At 48.8% G+C, this 20607-nt stretch carries 19 protein-coding genes; 12 read left to right on the top strand and 7 right to left on the bottom strand.

Going from position 1 to position 20607, the window contains the following annotated elements; translation table 11 throughout:
• The first annotated feature begins 187 nt into the window (after window positions 1-187).
• Window positions 188-712: a M15 family metallopeptidase gene (locus tag C8R30_RS02990; RefSeq protein ID WP_258191924.1), complete on the top strand. Its 525-nt coding sequence runs from the start codon at window positions 188-190 to the stop codon at window positions 710-712.
• 91 nt (window positions 713-803) lie between these two features.
• Here C8R30_RS02990 and C8R30_RS02985 read toward each other — a convergent pair whose 3' ends face one another.
• From C8R30_RS02985 to C8R30_RS02975, 3 genes are read right to left on the bottom strand one after another with little or no spacing between them, the layout of a single operon-like run.
• Entirely contained in the window at window positions 804-1895 is a 1092-nt protein-coding gene (locus C8R30_RS02985) for a UDP-N-acetylmuramoyl-tripeptide--D-alanyl-D-alanine ligase (protein WP_107789515.1), read from the bottom strand.
• A gap of 36 nt (window positions 1896-1931) precedes the next feature.
• Window positions 1932-2972, bottom strand: coding sequence for an ATP-grasp domain-containing protein (locus C8R30_RS02980; protein ID WP_107784270.1), 1041 nt, complete (start codon window positions 2970-2972; stop codon window positions 1932-1934).
• Between the two features lie 51 nt (window positions 2973-3023).
• Window positions 3024-3659 carry a hypothetical protein gene (locus tag C8R30_RS02975; RefSeq protein ID WP_107784271.1) on the bottom strand — a complete coding sequence of 212 codons (636 nt, stop codon included), beginning with the start codon at window positions 3657-3659 and terminating at the stop codon, window positions 3024-3026.
• 145 nt (window positions 3660-3804) lie between these two features.
• Between C8R30_RS02975 and C8R30_RS02970 the strand changes: the two genes are divergently transcribed.
• Complete coding sequence (locus C8R30_RS02970) at window positions 3805-4578, top strand: glycerophosphodiester phosphodiesterase family protein (RefSeq protein WP_239654150.1); 774 nt, start codon at window positions 3805-3807, stop codon at window positions 4576-4578.
• Window positions 4556-5725 carry an FAD-dependent oxidoreductase gene (locus tag C8R30_RS02965; RefSeq protein ID WP_107789514.1) on the top strand — a complete coding sequence of 390 codons (1170 nt, stop codon included), beginning with the start codon at window positions 4556-4558 and terminating at the stop codon, window positions 5723-5725. Before C8R30_RS02970 ends, C8R30_RS02965 begins: the two co-directional genes overlap by 23 nt.
• Window positions 5726-5768: 43 nt before the next feature.
• Here C8R30_RS02965 and C8R30_RS02960 read toward each other — a convergent pair whose 3' ends face one another.
• From C8R30_RS02960 to acs, 4 genes are all read right to left on the bottom strand, one after another.
• Window positions 5769-6140 carry a septal ring lytic transglycosylase RlpA family protein gene (locus C8R30_RS02960; RefSeq protein ID WP_090668421.1) on the bottom strand — a complete coding sequence of 124 codons (372 nt, stop codon included), beginning with the start codon at window positions 6138-6140 and terminating at the stop codon, window positions 5769-5771.
• Between the two features lie 56 nt (window positions 6141-6196).
• Entirely contained in the window at window positions 6197-7273 is a 1077-nt protein-coding gene (locus C8R30_RS02955; RefSeq protein ID WP_107789513.1) for a hypothetical protein, read from the bottom strand.
• Window positions 7274-7400: 127 nt separating this feature from the next.
• A complete protein-coding gene (locus C8R30_RS02950) occupies window positions 7401-8366 on the bottom strand; it encodes an MBL fold metallo-hydrolase (protein ID WP_107789512.1) in 966 nt (321 codons plus the stop codon).
• Window positions 8367-8421: 55 nt separating this feature from the next.
• On the bottom strand, window positions 8422-10392 hold the full coding sequence (gene acs / locus C8R30_RS02945) for an acetate--CoA ligase (RefSeq protein ID WP_107789511.1): 1971 nt from the start codon (window positions 10390-10392) through the stop codon (window positions 8422-8424).
• Between the two features lie 181 nt (window positions 10393-10573).
• On the opposite strand from acs, the gene leuC reads away from it, so the two are divergent.
• From leuC to trpB, 9 genes are all read left to right on the top strand, one after another.
• The gene (gene leuC, locus C8R30_RS02940) at window positions 10574-11986 is read left to right on the top strand and encodes a 3-isopropylmalate dehydratase large subunit (RefSeq protein ID WP_090668410.1); all 1413 of its coding nucleotides are present in this window, start codon (window positions 10574-10576) and stop codon (window positions 11984-11986) included.
• A gap of 36 nt (window positions 11987-12022) precedes the next feature.
• Window positions 12023-12151: an entericidin A/B family lipoprotein gene (locus tag C8R30_RS02935; RefSeq protein WP_107784275.1), complete on the top strand. Its 129-nt coding sequence runs from the start codon at window positions 12023-12025 to the stop codon at window positions 12149-12151.
• Between the two features lie 9 nt (window positions 12152-12160).
• Window positions 12161-12799, top strand: coding sequence for a 3-isopropylmalate dehydratase small subunit (leuD, locus tag C8R30_RS02930; protein ID WP_090668404.1), 639 nt, complete (start codon window positions 12161-12163; stop codon window positions 12797-12799).
• Between the two features lie 26 nt (window positions 12800-12825).
• Complete coding sequence (gene leuB, locus C8R30_RS02925) at window positions 12826-13887, top strand: 3-isopropylmalate dehydrogenase (protein WP_107789510.1); 1062 nt, start codon at window positions 12826-12828, stop codon at window positions 13885-13887.
• Window positions 13888-14043: 156 nt separating this feature from the next.
• Window positions 14044-15156 carry an aspartate-semialdehyde dehydrogenase gene (asd, locus tag C8R30_RS02920; RefSeq protein ID WP_090668398.1) on the top strand — a complete coding sequence of 371 codons (1113 nt, stop codon included), beginning with the start codon at window positions 14044-14046 and terminating at the stop codon, window positions 15154-15156.
• A 178-nt stretch (window positions 15157-15334) separates the two neighbouring features.
• Window positions 15335-17803 (top strand): motility hub landmark protein FimV, encoded by a 2469-nt coding sequence (locus C8R30_RS02915; protein ID WP_107784277.1) that lies wholly within the window; start codon window positions 15335-15337, stop codon window positions 17801-17803.
• Between the two features lie 73 nt (window positions 17804-17876).
• On the top strand, window positions 17877-18698 hold the full coding sequence (gene truA, locus C8R30_RS02910) for a tRNA pseudouridine(38-40) synthase TruA (RefSeq protein ID WP_107789544.1): 822 nt from the start codon (window positions 17877-17879) through the stop codon (window positions 18696-18698).
• A gap of 82 nt (window positions 18699-18780) precedes the next feature.
• A complete protein-coding gene (locus C8R30_RS02905; RefSeq protein WP_090668395.1) occupies window positions 18781-19407 on the top strand; it encodes a phosphoribosylanthranilate isomerase in 627 nt (208 codons plus the stop codon).
• Complete coding sequence (gene trpB / locus C8R30_RS02900) at window positions 19394-20593, top strand: tryptophan synthase subunit beta (RefSeq protein WP_146162673.1); 1200 nt, start codon at window positions 19394-19396, stop codon at window positions 20591-20593. The genes C8R30_RS02905 and trpB overlap by 14 nt, the downstream gene beginning before the upstream one ends.
• The last annotated feature ends 14 nt before the right edge of the window (window positions 20594-20607 follow it).

Here is a 20607-nt window from a genome sequence, read left to right as displayed (position 1 = left end):
ATTAAAATAACCATGTTAGGAGAAGAATAGTGAATCTATGAAAATCAGGATGAGTTCTCGTTACCTTCGGAAGGGGTATCATCTCGCGCGGGAAATTATGTGGCGAGCATCGGTCAGGTTTTAGATGTTCCGGGATAGCAATCAAAGGCATGATGACTATGTTCGGAGGGTGTATGCTTTGCATCGAATGCTGGGTATCCCCAGGACGTATGCAGATCGAGGATTGCCGTTTTATCGCTATCCTGCGGAGCTGGTGGCTGTGTCTACCGGTGTCTTTGAGGGACAGCAATGCCTGATGACGCCTAGAACTCGATCACAATGGCGCGCAATGCATACGACTGCTGCTAATGATGGGGTGGGTCTGCAAATTCGCTGGGCGTTTCGGAGTGCTGATCAGCAGGCAAAACTCATCCGTGATCAACTTGCCTGGGGTGGAAAGCTTGATTATTTGCTGACATGGATCGCTGCTCCTGGCTATAGTGAACATCATACCGGGCGAGCGCTCGATCTTGATAGTTTTCCCCCTGCAGAAAAATTTGAGGATACCCCTGCATTTGACTGGCTCTGCAACAATGCATGGAAATTTGGGTTTAAACTTTCCTACCCAATAGGCAACGATTCCGGGTTTATTTACGAGCCATGGCATTGGTGTTACCAGGATATTATCGAGAACACTGCTCTACACCAATCTTGCGAGGTCAGGAAAATTTAAACATTATCAATTTTGGAATGAGGTCTTTTTGGCTAATGAACAAATAACCCTAAACAGGATGCCTGGGGGTCTTAACATTGCTAATTATCGTTTATTCACTATTTTTCTTCAATTTTTTGACGATTTGCCCCATGTTGGCCGATGCTGATCCCTTGATGAAGACGCAATCCCCTTTTCGAAGGTAATTGTTGATCGATTCGGCACATTCACCGCTGTTATCAAACCAAGTATTGGGTTGATACCACTTGGCTAGTTCGCCTACCCCAACCAGCAAATCAACCCGCTCGCGTGCATATTGACCTACTTCTTCATGAAGACGTACGCTTTCCTCTCCTAATTCAGCCATAGTGCCTAGAATGGCCACTCGACGTTGCCCCGGTTTGGTTATTTTTTCTAGCATGTCTAACCCGAATTTGACAGACAACGGATTTGCATTGTAGCTATCGTCTATGACTGTCGTATCTGTCAGCTCAATGACATCTAACCGTCCTTTAAGATTTATGAAATTTTCCAAAGCTGGGCTAACTATTTCTTCAGGGATACCCATATGCTTACAAACAGCCAAGGTAATATTTCTTGATAATTCAGTGCCTTTTCCTGAGACCTTAATAACGGGAGCATTTGCTTTTGCTTCGAGAAAGGAGACAAATTCATGATCCTCACCCAATATGACCAAACCTGAGGGGGAAGCAGACTGTACAAGCCTACTTTTTTCCCGTGCAATTCCTTCAAGTGTTTTGAATCGCTCTAAATGTGCGGGTCCGATCGTGGTAACGATTGCAATATCGGGCGAGACAATATTTATTAATTGTCGCATGTGCCCACTCCAGCCTGCACCATATTCCAGTACCAAGACTTTGGGATAGTTTCCCAGAATGAGACTAAGTGCCCGAAAAGGGATCTTGCATAGCATCAGCAATTTGGCTGATCTGTTATGGGGAATTTCGCTCCAGTTATGGAAGCGTAGTAATGTGGCTGGCAACCCAATATCGTCATTCATATTGTCTTGGGTGTATCCCACCTTTCCTATCATTTTTTCAATAGGAGGATGTGTTAAGACAGATGAAATCATGGCTGCCGTGGTACTTTTCCCCACAGAGCCAGTTATGCCGATAACGAGAGGTTTGCGAATCTTGACAGTGAGTCGTGCCCAAAAATTGAGATAGGGTTCAATGATTTTCATCGATTAAAATAAGTTATGAGTTGCTGCTTTGTTAAGTTATTGAATATCGAGACAAGCGATAAAATCAGACCAAATGGCGTCTTCTGGCCTCATTGATCCTTCGACCCAGATGGGTTGCGGGAAATGATTTTGCAGTTGCCAGTGACCCGGGCAAGCTGCGACAGCCCAACCTTCATAGTAATAGCTGATTTCTACGATCACAGGTTCACCGTTCCTGCGTAAAATATCGACTGCTAGTGATTGGGTCTTGAGCGTTTTTGCAGTTTTGAAAGCAAGCATCAATGCATCGAGCGGAATTTGGGTGGGATCCCAGTCGATACGGCCACTACCACTTGCCCGGAAATCATTGGGGCGGTTATGGCGCCTGAATGCAAAGGCACGGTTACCAATGATTGTGATGCGAATGTCGAAATCATTCCCTGGGAGAAATTCCTGAAATAACAAATACCCTTTATGGAATTCCTCATCTCTTTCCCGGCATAAAAGTATTCGGCTAGCCTCGAGGATCCGCTTTAGATACCAGCGGAATGGAAAATTGGGTGGAGGTAACGTGTGCATACCTGAGCCAAAAAGCTCTTGAACACACCGATGTGCGGCTTTTGCGTTGTGCACCAACTCGACGTTGCGTGAAATGATGCCAGAAGTCAGTTTTAAAACCAAAGGATAGCTGGTGACAGTGGTAATAAATTCTACTGCTTGGTCTCGTGACCAAAGCACCGTAGTTTTTGGTATGGGGATACCGGCAAGCCTAAGGAGATAGAATTCAGCTATCTTGTCATCAAAATGCCATATCGTGTTGAGATTGGGGAAGACCCGTATTTTGCTGACATGCGCCAGCGAAGCGATTAATTTTCGGGCGGGACGGCTCACAGATGGCGGTTGCGCAAACCAATACATGAACGCATCGCAATCCTGGAGTTGAGCTACCCCATCTGTAGCATTGGAAAAAATATCGATAGCGCGTGTTGTAATCCCTTGTTGAGCAGCCAGCTCATGCCATCTTGCTGAGAAAGATTGATAGCGCCCACTTGTGAGCAGTTGGTGGTCTTTCTGGATCGCGATGATGGGTTTGTTCATACGTGCCTTCCTATAAGCAATGATCAGAAGATCAAGCGTGAGTGAGTGAAGTTATTCAATCGACGGGCGGCGTATTCTTCGCCAGAGGACGAATGCGACGATACCGGCAATGATAAACCAAATACCGTATCGCTTGATCCATTCGGCTGGATTCTTTTGTGCGTATGTCTGGATTTCGGCGATATCGACGACTTTCTGGTTTTCTTGTCCATTGTCGAGGGTGATGAGGTGGAGCCGGATTGCAAGTTGATGGCGGTTGGGGGCAGTAGGTGTTACTGTCCATGACCAGAGTGTTCCGCTTTGTCCTGAAAACAATTGAACCTGCGGTCCAGGATTATCGATATGAAAACCGTTGCCAACGATTTCTGCCTGCATGCTCGCATGGACTTTGCCGGAAATCCCTTGCATGGCGACACCATGAGGCGATCGGGCAATGATGTCATTGAGGCGATTCGCCAACGCCTCGGTATCCAGTTGGAGCGTGACTTCAAAAGGTGTGAACTGGACAACCTCGGTAGGAAGTGAGATGGCTGTACTTTCGACGGGTAGCTTCATCATGACGATAGGGGGGAACTGTTTTTCCCCATAGAAGTAATGGGTAAGTGAATTGATCAGGAACGGTATGAAAAGAAGCGCTGCCAGTAAGGCAGGGAGGAGTAGATTGAAGTTGAATCTAAATTTACGCATTATTTCTCCCAATGAATGCATTAAGTTCGATATGGTTATCGATTCTATCATCTAATCTTGTGTTCAAATCCTGATTGACCGCTATAATCGACAGCAGTATGGGCCATGGGCCGTGATCCACATTTTCTGCAGGAAGCTTTCGTTTGTGAGTGAGCAAGCTATACCTTATCTGATAGCGCACCGCGGTTATCCTATGCGTTATCCCGAGAATTCTCTCGCTGGCCTCGAAGCGGCTATGCTGGCCGGTGCTTGTTTTGTCGAAATCGATATACAGTTGAGTGCGCGTCGTACGCCGTTTTTGTGTCATGACGATCACCTCTGGCGTTTGGCGGGATCAGACCGCTGGTTGACTCAGCTTGACGATGCGGCAATTAGAATGCATTCCGTGCCTTACCCGGGCTTGAGGTTGGCTCATCCGCCCGAGTCTGAGCCCCTCTCTGATTTGGCTGAGTTTTGTCAGCTTCTGCAGGCATGGCCGTGGGTGACGGCATTTATCGAGATCAAGTCTGAAAGTATTCTGAGGTTCGGTTTGGCAGCGACGGTGGACGCGGTGCTCGAAGTCATTCATCCGTACGTCAAGCAATGTATCGTGATATCGTTCGATGATAAAGCCGTGGCGTACGCCCGTGAACGCGGTGGGGTGCGGATCGGGTGGGTTATTCCGGAATGGGATAATGAACAGGCAGCAATCGCAACGGCGTTGGTGCCTGATTTTCTGTTCTGCTATACCCGACGCCTGCCGCGCAAGCCAGCGGAGCGTTGGCAAGGACCTTGGCAATGGGCGGTCTACACGGTCGATGATAGCCCTACTGCGCTTAGCTATGCTGAGGAGGGTGTTCTGCTGATCGAAACCGATACAATCGGAACCTTAATACAACATCCGTTGCTCAAAAAGCATGCCTGCGTCCAATCATTATGACATCGTTGTCGTCGGCGGCGGGATTCAGGGCGTGGCGGTCGCGCAAGCAGCCGTTGCGCGTGGCTATACTGTCCTGCTATTGGAAAAGACAGCGCTTGCCGCAGGCACATCGAGCCGCTCCAGTAAACTGATTCATGGAGGGCTGCGTTATTTGGAGCATGGGCAATTCAAGCTCGTTTATGAGAGTCTGCGCGAGCGATCGGATTGGTTGAGATTGGCACCTTCTTTGGTCAAGTTGAGTCGATTCTATATTCCGGTCTACCAGAATACTACCCGTAGTGCGCTGACGATTCGTGCAGGTTTGAGTCTGTATGCCCTGTTGGCGGGTGGAGGAGCGTTTGCTCGTTTTCGTGTTGTTCCTCGCGCGGAATGGGGGCAGCTGGATGGTTTGACCACGCATGGGCTCAAACAGGTTTTTCAGTACTGGGACGCGCAAACAGACGATCGGCTGTTGACGCAGGCACTGATGTATTCTGCCCAATCCCTGGGGGCGGAATTGCGCTGTCCAGCAGAGTTTGTGCATGCAATCCTTACGCCAGGAGGATGTGAAATCGATTATGCCGAGGAGGGCGCAACGCATCATTGTACTGCCGCCGTGTTGGTGAACGCTGCTGGTCCATGGGTAAACAGCGTGACACGACGGATCGAGCCCTGTCCGCCCGAATACCCCGTCGATCTGGTGCAAGGGAGCCATTTGGTGCTGGAAGGCGAGCTTGAGCGGGGGTGCTATTATCTGGAGTCTCCGGTCGATCGAAGAGCCGTTTTTGTACTGCCGTGGTATCAACAAATTCTATTAGGAACAACCGAAACGGTGTTTAAGGGCGTGCCGGAAGAGTCCGCCCCATTGGTTTCGGAAGAAGCGTATTTACTGGATTGTTTCCACCACTATTTTCCAAGCCGTCCTGTCGAGATCAAAGAGAAATTCTCCGGATTACGCGTATTGCCTGCTATGCAAGGCATTGCGTTTCGCCGTTCACGAGAAATTCATTTGCAGTGCGATACGCAGCCTAAACCCAGAGTGGTGAGTTTGTATGGCGGTAAGCTGACTGTGAGCCGCGCGACAGCCCAGAAGGTGTTGCGGACGATCGCGCCGACGCTTCCTGAGCGCACGCCTAAAGCGGATATTTCGAAATTGAAGCTCGATTGATCGTAAAGCTCTTTTCTTGTGCCGCGTTTAGGGTGTGATCAGACTATCGTCTTGTTTTGACGGTTTCAAGAGTGACAGAGACCCGGCCTTGTTCTATGAATCCCAGTTTTTCTGCGGCACGCCTGGAAACATCGATAATATTGGGATTGTTCTGGGCCATGCGATCGTTGATCTTAACGATCACACTGTGGTTATTTTCGAGATTGGTTACTTTTACCAGGGTTCCATAAGGTAATTCATTATGGGCTGCGGTAAAGATTTTCTGATCGAAGATTTCACCGTTGGCCGTTTGTCTGCCCTGATATTTGTCGCTGTAGTAGACTGCAAAGCCCGTTTTGGCTAGGGCTGCACTGGCGCCCAGTGCTAAAAGTATTCCAATGCCAAGAAACAGCATCGCGATAAGGTGTCTTGCCATAATTTATTTCCTCATTTAGATGAATTCTAGTCATGAAAAAACGAAAACGGCAGGTTTTATGGGTTAATTAAATCATTTGTATCGTTATTGAGTTTTTTTCTGCATTCTTCCTCTTTGCCAATCAGATCGATAAGTCCGGCGGATCGGATGCATTCGTGATATTCGAAGCGAATATCATTTTGTTTTTGAATGATATTGATTGAATCGGAAAGTTGCTTGATTTGTTCGATGATTTTTTCCAAATTGATTTCTTCGATCGTGCTGTTTAGTTGAGCGATGTTTCGTTGTGCTTCATTAAGTTTCTGTGCAGATTCTTCGTTTGCTTGCCTGATTTGCTGGGTAAATTTACGTTGTGCCCGATAGGTGTGATGCTTGAGCGCGTTACCGAGTTCTTCGATACCTTTCTGAGTGAGTGAGGTAAGCATTTCTTCATAGGTTTTCAGTTCATTTTGCATGAACTGCTGGATGTTTTCCTGGAATGAGTCGAGTGATCCATCGATAGTTTGATTGAAGGGTTGCATTTTTTCTGCTATGAGACGGCTGACATCGTCCTCAATACGTTGCAGGATATCGGCTGAGATTTTGTCTACGGGTTCTCTCGTATTGATGATTTCTTGTTTGGCTTGGTCAAGATGCGATTGGATAGCCTTGGTCAGGGCTGCTTGCTGATCTTGGTGATGCTGCCGGGATCGTTTCTCATTTTCGGCAATCAGCCATGAGATAAGGATAAGCTCCTTTTTTTCTTGCTGACTAAGCCGATCGATGGCTTCGTCCAGTATGCCGGATGCGACTTCCTCGTTGACCAAATTCTCGAGATGATCGAGATCGGAAGCATTTAGCAGCGTTTTTAAGCTGGACTCTGTTTCGGCTACATTGGCTTGCGCCTTGGATAGTGTTGCTGCTTGGCGGTATAGTTCATAGGGTAAGAACAGTAAAATGAGTAAAAGACAGATAATATAAGTGGCGATTTTTCCATTTCTATGTTGCAGCAGAAAACTGAAGCCAAATAACACGAGAATGAGAATAACCGAGGGTGCCAAAATCGAGGCGATCTCGAACCAGCTCCTTTCTGTGATCATGCTTATAGAAAAACTATTTATCATTCCGGCAATAAACGTGTTCAGTTCATCCATCGATTACTCCCTGTAAGATCGTAAAAGTTAATGATGAGACATTTCAATGCTTCTCTCATATGGAAAAGTGCGGCTGCGTGTAACTGTAAATAACTTCGAAAGTATAAGCTATCACTTTCTTTGGTACTTACGTTTTATTGGATTGCTCGGACTGATTCAACCATGTTTCCAGTCCCATGGCATTGAGTTCGATATCGATGCGCAATAGCTCATGAATCGCTTCGGGTTGCCATGTGCAGCCGTGGGCGGCAAGCCGTTCGCAGAGAAGTGATTTCATCGCCCGCACAATATAGGCGTGCCGGTCTGAAGTTTCTTTGGCTGCTTCGTTCGCGATACCGACAAAAGCATCGATCAAATCATGCATTTGAGCTGCATGGTGAGGGAGATGGCCGATGCGGCTGTAGTGAGTCAAAAATGCATGCTGTGGATGGTAACTCATGATGCGATGCAGAGAGGCGTGGGCGGCGGCTGGATCGAATTGAACGGGTGTCGTCGTCGGAAATACGAATTCCAGCCCATTGACATCGAGTTCACGATACGAAACACCGAAGGTATCTCCGGTGAAAAAGGACTGACTTCGTTCGTCAAAAATGCAGTAATGGTGGCGCGCATGGCCTGGGGTGTCGAGCAATAACAGCGTTCTGCCATTCAGGTCGATGCGTGTTTCATCAGGCGCTTCGATGACCCGTTGTTCGTCAATTGGATGAATTTCACCATAAAGGCGTTTGAATTCTGCTTCGCCATAGACGGCTTTTACGCCAGCGATCAGTTTTGTGGGGTTGACCATATATTTCGCGCCACGTGGATGCACGACCAGTTTGGCGTTAGGCAACTGTTCCATGAAGGCGCTCGCGCCGCCGGCATGATCCAAATGGATATGCGTAAGCAGTACATAAGCGACTGCTTCGGGAGCAATCTGCTTGCTTTTCAGTACTTGCATGACACCCGGTACAGAAAACTGGGTGCCTGTGTCAACCAAAGCGGCAACGCCATTTTCGGCGATCAAATGAATCGCTGCGCGACCGGGGCGATGGTATTGTGCATCGATCGCGCTGATGCCAAAACCGTAGTCGATAAAATGAGGCAAATTCATATGTTTATTCGATAAAGCATGTATGTGGCCAAGTTGATGGGTAAACTGTTTTCATTCAACTGACAGGTTGTTTGAGTTGTTCGAGGATGGCCGGATTTTCAAGTGTGGAGGTGTCCTGGGTGATTTCTTCTCCTTTTGCCAGAGATCGCAGCAAGCGCCGCATGATTTTACCCGACCGTGTTTTGGGCAAGTTATCGCCAAACCGGATTTCTTCTGGTCTGGCAATCGGTCCAATTTCGCGCGCAACCCATTCCCGCAATGTGCCAGCGATTTCGGAGGCTTGTGCGCCATGGGGACGCTGGCCTTTCAATACTACGAAGGCAACCACGGCCTCTCCTTTGATTTCGTGCGGTTTTCCGACGACGGCCGCCTCGGCAACCAATGGATTGGCAACCAGCGCCGATTCGATTTCCATCGTTCCCAGACGATGACCGGACACATTCAGCACATCGTCAATGCGCCCCATGATCCAGAAATATCCCTCCTTATCACGATGAGCTGAGTCACCCGCCAAATAATAGCGGCCGCCACAGATATCCTCCGGGAAATAGGTTTTTTTGAAGCGAGCCGGATCCTTCCATAACGTGCGAATCTGGGATGGGAAGGGGCGTTTGATTACCAGAAATCCCCCCTTGCCAAGTTCCACATCATGGCCGGCTTCATCCACTACCGCAGCGCTGATGCCGGGGAGTGGTAATGTGCATGAACCAGGTTTGAGTGGAATGGCCCCCGGAATGGGAGCGATCATATGACACCCCGTTTCGGTTTGCCACCAAGTGTCGACGATCGGGCAACGGGATTGACCGACGACGGTGTAATACCACATCCATGCTTCAGGATTGATCGGTTCGCCCACCGAACCAAGAAGGCGTAACGAGGAGAGATCATATTGTTGTGGCAAATCTGCGCCTAATTTGATAAGTGAGCGAATCGCGGTCGGGGCGGTATAGAATGTTGTGACTTTGTGCTGTTGTATGATTTTCCAGAAGCGGCCAGCATCAGGGTAGGTGGGGATGCCTTCGAAAATGACCTGAGTCGCGCCCATCGCCAGAGGACCATAGGCGACATAGCTGTGTCCCGTAATCCAGCCGACATCGGCGGTACACCAAAAAATATCTGTCGGCTTGTAATCGAACACCCATTGCATGCTGATCATTGTACCTAACAGGTAGCCGGCAGAAGAGTGTTGCACACCTTTAGGTTTGCCGGTGGAGCCGGAAGTGTATAGCGTAAACAGGGGATGCTCGGCATTGACCCATTCAGGCGCGCATTCACCTTGTTTGCCATGAATCAGGTCATGCCACCAGATATCGCGGTTGTTTTGCCATGCGATATCGACGCCTGTATGTTTGTATATGACAACCGATTTGACAGAATCGGTATCGCCCATGCTAAGGGCTTCGTCGACGGTCGCTTTAAGCGGGTGGTTCTTGCCGCCGCGCGTTTGCTCGTCAGCGGTGATCACCGCGGCTGCCCCCGCATCGACGATACGCTCGTGCAAACTCTTGGCGGAGAATCCGCCGAATACGACCGAGTGAATTGCGCCGATGCGGGCGCATGCTTGCATGGCGATCACCGCTTCGATACGCATCGGCATATAGATAATGATGCGATCCCCTTTTTTGATATCCAGCGCCTTTAGACCATTGGCAAACTGACAGACGCGCTGGTAGAGCTCACGGTAGGTACAGTGATTGACATCGCCATTGTCGGCTTCAAAAATAATCGCTATTTTGTCAGGCTGATTGGCGAGATGTCTGTCCAGGCAGTTATATGAAATATTGAGTTCACCGTCTTCGAACCATTTGAAGAAAGGCGGTTCTGAATCATTCAGGACGCGTGTAAAAGGCTTATGCCATAAAATATGCTGCTGCGCCAGTTTGCTCCAAAAAGAGGGGTAATCGCGCTCGGCTTCGGCGCAAAGCGCCCGGTATGCTTCGATGTCAGCTAGATTCGCTTGTTCGACGAATTTAGTTGAAGGCGCAAAGATACGTGTTTCGTGTAGCACGGATTCGATGGTGGACATAGCCTATTCCTTTATTTCCTGGTTATTCGGGGAAAGATGAATCAGAAAATTGTACCACTCATGGGACTTGAAGAAACTTGCTATTAACCTTATAGCTACGTTCATCGAATCATTAACGCGCAGCCTACTGCTGAATACTGCTTTATGGGATAATGACCGGATTCTAATGGAATACTGCAATATGAAGACTTTATACGACAAACTTTGGGAAAGCCATGTGGTGCATGCGGAATCGGATAAGCCGGACAGCATGGTTATTCTCTATATCGATCGCCATCTCGTGCATGAGGTCACGAGCCCTCAAGCATTCGAGGGGCTGAAATTAGCCGGGCGCAAACCTTGGCGAATCAACTCTATCTTGGCGGTGGCCGACCACAATGTTCCTACGACAGATCGGAGCAGCGGTATCAAAGATCCCACCTCACGTTTGCAAGTGGAAACGCTTGATCAAAATTGCGAGGAGCTGGGGATTACCGAATTTAGAATGAACGATCAGCGGCAGGGCATCGTACACGTCATCGGGCCAGAGCAAGGCGCGACGTTACCGGGAATGACGGTGGTATGTGGCGATTCGCATACCAGCACTCACGGCGCTTTTGCCTGCCTTGCCTTCGGCATTGGTACCTCTGAGGTGGAACATGTGCTGGCAACCCAGTGCTTGCTAACCAAAAAAGCTAAGTCGATGCAAATTTTGGTCGAGGGTAAGCTGGGGCGCGGGGTGACAGCCAAAGATATTGCGCTGGCCATTATTGGTGAGATTGGTACGGCGGGTGGTACGGGTTATGCGATAGAGTTTGCCGGCAGTGCCATTCGGGCGCTCAGCATGGAAGGCCGGATGACGCTTTGCAATATGGCTATCGAAGCGGGAGCGCGTGCAGGCATGATCGCAGTGGATGAAACGACGATCGAATATCTCAAGGGACGTCCTTTCGTGCCCAAGGGTGAGCTGTGGGAGCAGGCAGTTTCTTATTGGCGTACTCTGAAGAGTGATGAGGGAGCCGTGTTCGATCGGGTTGTGAAGTTGGATGCTGCGCAAATCAAGCCACAAGTGACTTGGGGGACTTCCCCTGAGATGGTGGTTTCGATTGAAGGCAAGGTGCCGGATCCTGCCTCGATAACTGATCCGGTCAAGCGTCACGACACTGAAAATGCATTGAAATACATGGGGCTTACACCCAATACACCCATCAGCGAGATATTTCTCGATAAAATTTTCATAGGGTCATGCACGAATTCCCGCATCGAGGATTTGCGGGAGGCTGCTTCTGTTTTGAAAGGCAAACATATAGCTCCTAATATCAAGCTGGCGCTCGTGGTACCGGGGTCTGGCTTGGTAAAATCACAGGCGGAACAAGAAGGAATCGATAAGATTTTTCGTGAGGCTGGTTTTGAATGGCGCGAGCCAGGCTGCTCGATGTGCCTGGCAATGAACGACGATAGATTAATGCCGGGTGAGCGATGCGCTTCTACTTCCAATCGGAATTTCGAAGGCAGGCAAGGCCCTGGAGGAAGGACGCATTTGGTGAGCCCCGCCATGGCTGCAGCGGCAGCGGTAGCTGGCCACTTCGTGGATGTTCGTGCGATGAATGAGTGACAGTCGATATCATTTTTTAATGACAAGGAGATGGAAATGAGAAAATTATCTGTAACATTTGGCGTGTTGATGATTGTCCTGCTGCTGTCCGGCTGTCATACCATGCAAGGGTTTGGGAAGGATATCCAGAAAGGTGGGGAAGTGATCGAAAAATCTGCCCAGTAAAATATGACAATGAAAAAATTCGAGCACTGCAAGGGATTGGTGGTTCCGCTCGACCGCGCTAACGTGGATACCGATGCCATCATTCCCAAACAATTCCTGAAATCGATCAAACGGTCCGGGTTTGGTCAGAATCTATTCGATGAATGGCGGTATCTGGATCGGGGCGAGCCAGGGATGGATGCTTCACAGCGTAAGATTAACCCTGACTTTATTTTAAATCAGCCTCGTTACCAAGGCGCGCAGATTTTAATAACGCGCGATAATTTTGGATGCGGATCGAGCCGGGAACATGCGCCCTGGGCGTTGCAGGATTATGGTTTTGAAGTGATCATTGCGCCCAGTTTCGCAGATATCTTTTTCAATAACTGCTTTAAAATTGGTTTGCTGCCGATCATTCTGGATGGAAAAGTCGTGGATAAGCTCATTGAAGAAGTCATGGCGACCAGCGGATATCGTTTGACTGTGGATTTGGCAGCTCAAACAGTTACCACGCCGAGCAATGAAAGCTATGGTTTTGAGATTGATCCGTTCAGGAAGTATTGTCTGATCAATGGGTTGGATGAGATCGGCTTGACTTTACAACATGCTGATAAAATCAGGCAGTTTGAGGAAAAGCGACGAGAGACGCAGCCCTGGTTATTTGCCTGATATCAATTTACCGGTGTAAACAAAATATGAAAATAGCTGTTTTGGCAGGGGATGGCATTGGTCCGGAAATTATTGCCCAAGCGGAACGCATACTATTGGCGCTTAAATCCGATGGATTGAAATTCGAGCTGGAGCCCGGTCTGCTTGGAGGTTGTGCCGTGGACGCAACCGGGGAGCCCTTCCCGGAGGTGACTCGTCAACTTGTTGCGCAAGCCGATGCCGTGCTGTTGGGTGCGGTCGGTGGTCCGCGCTACGATAGTCTGCCTCGCGAGAAGCGTCCTGAGCAGGGGTTGCTGGCTATCCGCAAGGCATTGAATCTGTTTGCTAACCTGCGGCCTGCAATCTTATACCCTGAATTGGCGAGCGCCTCGAGCTTAAAACCAGAGATTGTTTCGGGGCTGGACATTTTGATCGTACGCGAGCTGACCGGTGATATCTATTTCGGTCAGCCGCGCGGGATCGAGCAACGCGATGGGCAGCGCGTTGGATTCAATACGATGATTTACTCGGAGATGGAAATACGCCGAATTGCGCACGTTGCTTTTCAAGCTGCGCGGAAACGCAAAGGTCGGTTGTGTTCGGTGGATAAAATGAATGTGTTGGAGTGTACACAGCTGTGGCGCGATGTAGTTTCGGAGACCGCAGCGGCGTATCCGGATGTCAGTTTGTCACATATGTTGGTGGATAATGCCGCCATGCAATTAGTACGCGATCCCAAGCAGTTTGATGTGATCGTCACGGGGAACATGTTTGGTGATATCTTGTCCGATGAAGCTTCAATGCTGACAGGTTCAATCGGTATGTTACCTTCCGCATCGCTCGATGATCAAAATAAGGGGCTATATGAGCCCATTCACGGATCCGCACCCGATATTGCAGGGAAAAATATCGCGAATCCGCTCGCAACGATCCTCTCAGTAGCGATGATGTTGCGCTACACGTTTGCCCAGGAAGAAGCGGCTTTGCGTATAGAAGGTGCAGTTGGTAAGGTATTGGCGCAAGGGTACCGTACCCATGATATTTTTGAGCCGGGTACGCAAAAGGTGGGGACGGCAGAGATGGGGGAGGCCGTGTTGGCGAGCTTGTAAATCGGCATCGACCAGTGGGGGCAAGCATCCTCGTTTTGAGAAGAGTCGCTTGCTTTATTGATCGGCATTGTGATCGGCATTGAATTCCCCAAATTACAAGATTGCAAGAGATTCAATCATCAATATTTTTCAGCGTAAAAGGTTATAGAAAACTAAATGAAACAAGTGGGCTTTGTGGGTTGGCGCGGAATGGTAGGTTCTGTACTCATGCAACGAATGCGTGAGGAAGATGATTTTTCATTGATAGAGCCCGTATTTTTCACGACATCTCAGAAGGGGGGAGACGGGCCGGATGTCGGCAAAGGTGTTTCGCCTCTTCAAGATGCATACGATATTGCGAAACTAAAGCAGATGAATATTATCCTTTCTTGTCAAGGAGGCGATTATACCAACGAGATTTTTGGTAAGTTGCGAGAATCTGGCTGGAAAGGGTATTGGATCGATGCTGCATCTGCGCTTAGAATGAGAGATGATGCTGTCATCATACTGGATCCCATCAATATGCCTGTTATCAAACAAGCCATGCATGAGGGTGTCAAGAATTACATTGGCGGTAACTGCACGGTCAGCTTGATGCTGATGGCAGTGGGTGGGTTGTTCGATAAGAACATGGTAGATTGGATGAGCGCGATGACTTATCAGGCTGCTTCCGGTGCGGGGGCGCAAAACATGCGCGAATTGCTCCAGCAGATGGGAGAAACGCATCGCGTGGCCGAGGATCTGCTCAATGATCCGGCCTCAAGTATTCTAGATATCGATCGGGAAGTGGCTGAGAAGCTGCGTGATAAGAATTTTCCTGCCGAGCACTTTGGCGTGCCATTGGCTGGCAGCCTGATTCCATGGATAGATAAAGAAGTTGAGCATGGGCAGAGCCGTGAAGAGTGGAAAGGCCAAGCTGAGACGAATAAGATCCTGGGGCGAGCGGATACGCCTGTGCCCGTCGATGGCATTTGCGTGCGTGTCGGTGCAATGCGCTGCCATAGTCAAGCTTTGACGATCAAGCTTAAGCAGGATATTCCGTTGGATGAAATTGAAGATGTGATCGCTCAGTCCAATGATTGGGTGCGGGTCATTCCAAATGAACGCGAAATGACTACAAAAGAACTGACGCCAGTTGCCGTTAACGGTAAATTAGACGTCCACGTTGGGAGATTGCGCAAGCTGAATATGGGAGGAGAATATCTCTCCGCTTTTACGGTGGGCGATCAGCTTTTGTGGGGGGCGGCAGAGCCACTGCGCAGAATGCTACGAATACTGATCGAGCATTAACGGTTTTATCCATTGTGCAGCAAGAGGAGAAATAGCACATTTTTTATTTTGGCGCGTTTTGCTCCAATCACCTAGGCTTTCTCAATTACCGTGATCAACCTAAGGTACAAGGTATTTCTTTCGCCAATATGACCCGTGCTGGCACGTATTTAATGCTAAGAAATGTGAGGATATCCCTGTGAGCAAGATTTGTTTGAAAGTCGGCTGGGTAATGATTTTATGCTTGATGCCTTGGCTAGTAAATGCGGCCGGATTAGGCAAGTTGACCTTGGGTTCATCGCTGGGACAACCCTTCAAAGCGGAAATCGAGCTGGTTTCAGTTGATGAAGGTGAACTGCCCTCCTTAGCGGCACGTGTGGCTTCGCCCGAGGCATTTAATCAAGCCGGCATGATCTATGCCCCTTATCATGCCTCATTGCGTGTTTCAATTGAGAAGCGTGTCAATGGTCAACCCTATATACACGTTGCTTCTACACAATCGATCAATGAGCCATTCATCAACCTGCTGGTAGAGCTGAGCGGATCTTCTTCGGGACGCCTGCTGCGTGAATATACGGTGTTACTGGATCCAGCAGAAACCGAGCTCAATGAGCCTGTAGTTCCAGTTGTGCAGCGTGCAAGTAGCTCGCTGCAAGCCACTTCTAGCGCCACTGAAACGATTCAGCCGCATGAGCGCAATAGCCAAAAGACAGCGATTAATAGCAAAGAAGCGTCTTATAAACCGGGGCCGGCTACCTATGGCCCTGTTGAACGAGGAGAGACACTGACTAAAATCGCAAAACAAGTTGCGCCAGAAGGGATTGACTTAAACCAAATGTTGGTTGCGTTGTATCAGGCTAATCGTGATGCTTTCTTTGAAAATAATATGAATTTGCTCAAAGTGGGATCCATTCTGCGGATTCCCCAGCAGAGCGAGATTGCATCGGTTAGCCAGAGAGAAGCAAGCCAGGAAATTAAGGCCCAAACCGCTAATTGGCATGCTTATCGGCAAAGAATAGCAGAAGCTGCAACGAGCACTTCAACGAATACTTCAGTGAGAGCCGACCTGAAGCAGTCGGCAGAGGGGAAAATATCGACAACGATTGAAGAGGACAGTCCTTTATCCAAGAACGCGCCCTCCGAGGAAGTATTGATTTTGTCAAAGGGACAGTCTCCCTCGAGCTTCCAAGATAATGGCGAATTTGTTGGTGGTAAAAACAGTGCTACCCAAGATTATTTGCGCATGATGGAAGAAGATGCCATTGCAAAAGAACGTGCACTCCAAGAAGCCAATGAGCGCATAACTTTGCTGGAGCAAAATATCGAACGATTGCAACGCCTGATCGAAATTAAGGGAACGGGTATGGCAGAAATTCAGGCAAGGGCAGAGCAGTTATCCCCCCAAGCAGAGTCATCACCATCCTCAGAAGAACACCTTGTGCCAGATGATGGTGTAATGACTGACGCAATAATGCCTGAAGAAGTGAATGAAAAGACGGATGCTGAGCATGCTGAAACAACCGTGGCTGCACAATCTGAAGTCATGGAAGCTGCAGACCAAGTTGGACTGCCCGAGTTCGAGTCTACTAGTGCAGTCGAAATGGCTTTATTAGATCAAATTATAGATTTTGTTGCAGAAAACTTGGAAGTGACGGGTGGAGTGCTTGCCGCACTGCTCACAGGTTGGCTGGGTATTTCTATTCTGCGCCGGAGAAGAAATCAAAAGGATGAGATGGATCATCTCTTTGATTATGTTGATGAGGAGCCGGAGGGTAATAGCAAGACCACACACGCTACGGCGGCGACTTCGATGACAGCAGCAGAGACAGTACCGGCAGTTTTGAGTGATCGGCAGCATAATGACAAAGAATCGTTCGTTGAATTTTCTGAAGAAGCCAAATTCAATATTGAAAAGCGGGAAGGCGGGTTATCCGAATCAGCCGCTGGGTTCTTTTTCGGAAAGAATATGACTGAAAACGTGGTGGTCGATCAAGGCAAGGATTTGGCAAGCCATCAAGCAGGCATTGCGCCGTCTTCCCCGAAAGAGTCGCCTGTCGAAACATCGAGTGAGACACCAACCGAGAATTTGGCTGAACAAGTTCATGATATTCAATTCGATATCAAAGATAGCCCTCACCATGGTGCGGCTGAACTGAAAGACCAGGAAATTGTACCGGATGCGTCAGAACAGGGACGTGAGAAGGCGGCGGCGGTGCCTGATCTTGAGTTCACTTTAAGTTCAGCGCCTGAGCAAGATGAAAAGGAAGACTCGCCTCGGAAGACCGATACTTCCCCTGATGATGCGGGAATACCCTTTGAGCTGGATTTTCCTGGAGAGATCGCATCCGAATCCCCTACGACGCCATCGAACGATGAAACTGTGACTTCCTCGCAACAGGAAGATGATCGACATGTCCTGACGTTCGATCTGAGTGAGATAAAACTGGATTTAGATGATGAACCTGAAAAGGCCAAAGATGATAACGCTCAGACGGATAACCAAAATGATATCCCTTGGGATGAGGTCGCAGTCAAAATTGATTTAGCCAAGGCTTATCTGGAAATGAAGGATATCGAAGGTGCTCAGGAAATCCTGGAAGAGGTCCTGCGGGAGGGGACTGAATCACAGCAGGCAACTGCACGATCAATGCTGGATAGCTTGAAGTAACAATAGGTTAAGGGTTGAGTGCGCCTATTAAACAGAGCCAAGAATATTTCAGCATCGTTAACGTCGTATGCATGTGAAAATCGTTCTCGTTCTAGAATATAATGGAGAGCATTATCACGGTTGGCAAAACCAGCCCGCTTGCCGTTCTATCCAAAGTGAATTGGAAGCTGCTGTTTCTCAAATCGCTGGCATAGAAACGCGTGTTATTGCCGCGGGTCGGACAGATGCGGGTGTTCATGCGCTCTATCAGGTTGTACATTTCGAGACCGTTGCGCAACGGCCATTGAGTGCTTGGGTACGTGGCGTCAATGCGTTTTTACCAGAGGATATCGCGGTGCTTTGGGCATCAGAAGTTGATGAGACTTTTCATGCCCGTTATTGTGCGATTGAGCGGCGTTATCTTTATTGCTTGCTCAATCATCCGGTTCGTCCCGGGCTTTGTCAGGGTAGAGTCGGTTGGTTTCATGGCCCCTTGGATCTTGAGAAAATGCAGCGGGCGGCGGATATGTTGCTGGGAGAGCATGATTTCAGCGCTTTTCGTACCGCCGAGTGCCAAGCAAAGAATCCAGTTAGAACTATGACGATGGTTGATGTTAGGCAGCAAGGACATCTTGTTCTCTTCGAGTTTCGGGCAAACGGTTTTTTGCATCACATGGTACGTAACATAGTGGGTAGCCTAATCTATGTTGGACAAGAAAAATATTCGCCTGATTGGATGCGGGAATTGATGAAAAACCGCGATCGGACGCAAGCTGCACCGACCTTTTCTCCGCATGGTTTATATCTTGCAGGTGTGACATACGATGAAAAATGGAAATTACCTGATTCTCGATCGCTTTCTTTTTCAACCCCACTGCCGGTGGTGTCCCGGATGGATCAATCAGACTGTAAATAGCGATGGTCGAAACTGTTGATATGTTTTTGCAAACGGCGCTGATGCGGTGTCGTTTATATATTACAAAAGGGGATAGGGGCGCATGCGGGTTCGAGTGAAAGTATGCGGAATTACGCGTGTAGAGGATGCGCTTGCCGCAGCTCGGCATGGTGCGGACGCGATAGGGTTCGTATTTTGGGATCAAAGCGCTCGATCCGTTGCGCCCGCCCAAGCACGTGAAATAGCCTCCAGATTGCCACCCTTTGTGAGCACAGTCGGTGTTTATGTCGATCCCTCACCAGATTGGGTGGAGGAAACGGCTGTCACAGCCGGTTTGAGCTTGTTGCAGTTTCATGGTGAAGAATTACCCGATTTTTGCAGCCAATTTAGATTGCCTTATATTAAAGCTTTGCGTGTGCGGGAAGGGGTGGATTTGTTACAATATGTGAAGCTTTACCAAAACGCCAAAGGGTTGTTATTAGATACCTATACGGCGGGTATGCCAGGTGGAACGGGCCAAGTGTTTGACTGGGGCCTGATCCCAACAGATTTTCCTTTGCCGCTTGTTCTTTCGGGAGGGCTCAATCCTGACAATGTCATGCCTGCGATCAAGCAGGTAAGGCCATGGGCGGTGGATGTATCCAGCGGCGTTGAGATCGCTAAGGGTATTAAGGACGTCAATAAAATTTCTGCTTTCATGCAAGGAGTCAAAAATTGTGAAGATTTATGATCTTCCAGACAAGCGGGGTCATTTTGGACCCTATGGTGGGACGTTTGTAGCAGAAACTCTGATCGCAGCGCTAGAAGAATTGCTCGCTCAGTATCAGCATTTTCGGGATGATGTCGATTTTCAGGCAGAATTTTCACATGAGCTCAGACACTATGTCGGTCGCCCCACGCCAATATATCATGCCAAACGTTGGTCGGCTCATCTCGGTGGCGCGCAGATTCTGCTCAAGCGGGAGGACCTGAATCATACGGGGGCCCATAAGATCAACAATACCGTAGGACAAGCATTACTTGCGAAACGCATGGGTAAAACGCGCGTGATCGCTGAAACGGGAGCGGGGCAACATGGCGTGGCCAGCGCAACGGTTGCTGCCCGTTACGGTATGGAGTGCATCGTTTATATGGGTTCAGAGGATGTAAAACGGCAAGCAACCAATGTTTATCGCATGAAATTGCTGGGCGCAACCGTTATACCGGTCGAATCCGGCTCGCGTACGCTCAAGGATGCATTAAATGAAGCAATGCGAGATTGGGTGACCAACGTCGAAAATACCTATTACATTATTGGAACCGTGGCAGGCCCGCATCCTTATCCGATGATGGTACGGGATTTTCAGGCTGTAATTGGAAGAGAAGCCAAAATACAAATGACAGAGGAATACGGTCGACAGCCCGATGCGCTCATTGCCTGCGTAGGAGGGGGATCGAATGCGATTGGCTTGTTTTATCCTTATATCGATAATGATGAAATTCGTATGATAGGCGTGGAGGCAGCGGGTAAAGGCGTGGATACCAATCAGCATGCTGCAACCTTAGTGACCGGTAGGCCAGGCGTATTGCATGGCAATCGTACTTATTTGATTCAAGATGACAATGGTCAAATCATCGAAACACATTCCATTTCTGCTGGATTGGACTATCCGGGCGTCGGCCCCGAGCATGCATGGCTCAAAGATAGTGGTCGTGCGGAATACGTCGCTGTAACGGATGAAGAAGCGTTGTCTGCGTTTCATGCGCTTTGCCGTTTTGAGGGTATTATTCCCGCCCTTGAATCGAGTCATGCGTTGGCTTATGCCGCGAAGCTCGCACCGACACTGGGGAAAGACAAATTGTTGTTGGTTAATCTGTCAGGCAGAGGTGATAAAGATATGGTGACCGTTGCTCAACAGTCTGGGATAGATCTCTAAATGAATGCTTCTTG

Source organism: Nitrosomonas nitrosa (assembly GCF_003051105.1).
Lineage (GTDB): Bacteria > Pseudomonadota > Gammaproteobacteria > Burkholderiales > Nitrosomonadaceae > Nitrosomonas > Nitrosomonas nitrosa.
Note: the sequence above shows the minus strand (reverse complement) of the source record. Positions and strands in the feature narration are given on the sequence as shown.

Coding starts and splice junctions, on each gene's coding strand:
- C8R30_RS02980 (WP_107784270.1), bottom strand. CDS start 2,972: ATGAACAAACCCATCATCGCGATCCAGAAAGACCACCAACTGCTCACA.
- leuC (WP_090668410.1), top strand. CDS start 10,574: ATGAAGACTTTATACGACAAACTTTGGGAAAGCCATGTGGTGCATGCG.
- leuD (WP_090668404.1), top strand. CDS start 12,161: ATGAAAAAATTCGAGCACTGCAAGGGATTGGTGGTTCCGCTCGACCGC.
- C8R30_RS02975 (WP_107784271.1), bottom strand. CDS start 3,659: ATGCGTAAATTTAGATTCAACTTCAATCTACTCCTCCCTGCCTTACTG.
- C8R30_RS02905 (WP_090668395.1), top strand. CDS start 18,781: ATGCGGGTTCGAGTGAAAGTATGCGGAATTACGCGTGTAGAGGATGCG.
- C8R30_RS02990 (WP_258191924.1), top strand. CDS start 188: ATGCTGGGTATCCCCAGGACGTATGCAGATCGAGGATTGCCGTTTTAT.
- asd (WP_090668398.1), top strand. CDS start 14,044: ATGAAACAAGTGGGCTTTGTGGGTTGGCGCGGAATGGTAGGTTCTGTA.
- C8R30_RS02935 (WP_107784275.1), top strand. CDS start 12,023: ATGAGAAAATTATCTGTAACATTTGGCGTGTTGATGATTGTCCTGCTG.
- C8R30_RS02960 (WP_090668421.1), bottom strand. CDS start 6,140: ATGGCAAGACACCTTATCGCGATGCTGTTTCTTGGCATTGGAATACTT.
- C8R30_RS02965 (WP_107789514.1), top strand. CDS start 4,556: ATGCCTGCGTCCAATCATTATGACATCGTTGTCGTCGGCGGCGGGATT.
- leuB (WP_107789510.1), top strand. CDS start 12,826: ATGAAAATAGCTGTTTTGGCAGGGGATGGCATTGGTCCGGAAATTATT.
- acs (WP_107789511.1), bottom strand. CDS start 10,392: ATGTCCACCATCGAATCCGTGCTACACGAAACACGTATCTTTGCGCCT.
- C8R30_RS02955 (WP_107789513.1), bottom strand. CDS start 7,273: ATGGATGAACTGAACACGTTTATTGCCGGAATGATAAATAGTTTTTCT.
- C8R30_RS02985 (WP_107789515.1), bottom strand. CDS start 1,895: ATGAAAATCATTGAACCCTATCTCAATTTTTGGGCACGACTCACTGTC.
- C8R30_RS02950 (WP_107789512.1), bottom strand. CDS start 8,366: ATGAATTTGCCTCATTTTATCGACTACGGTTTTGGCATCAGCGCGATC.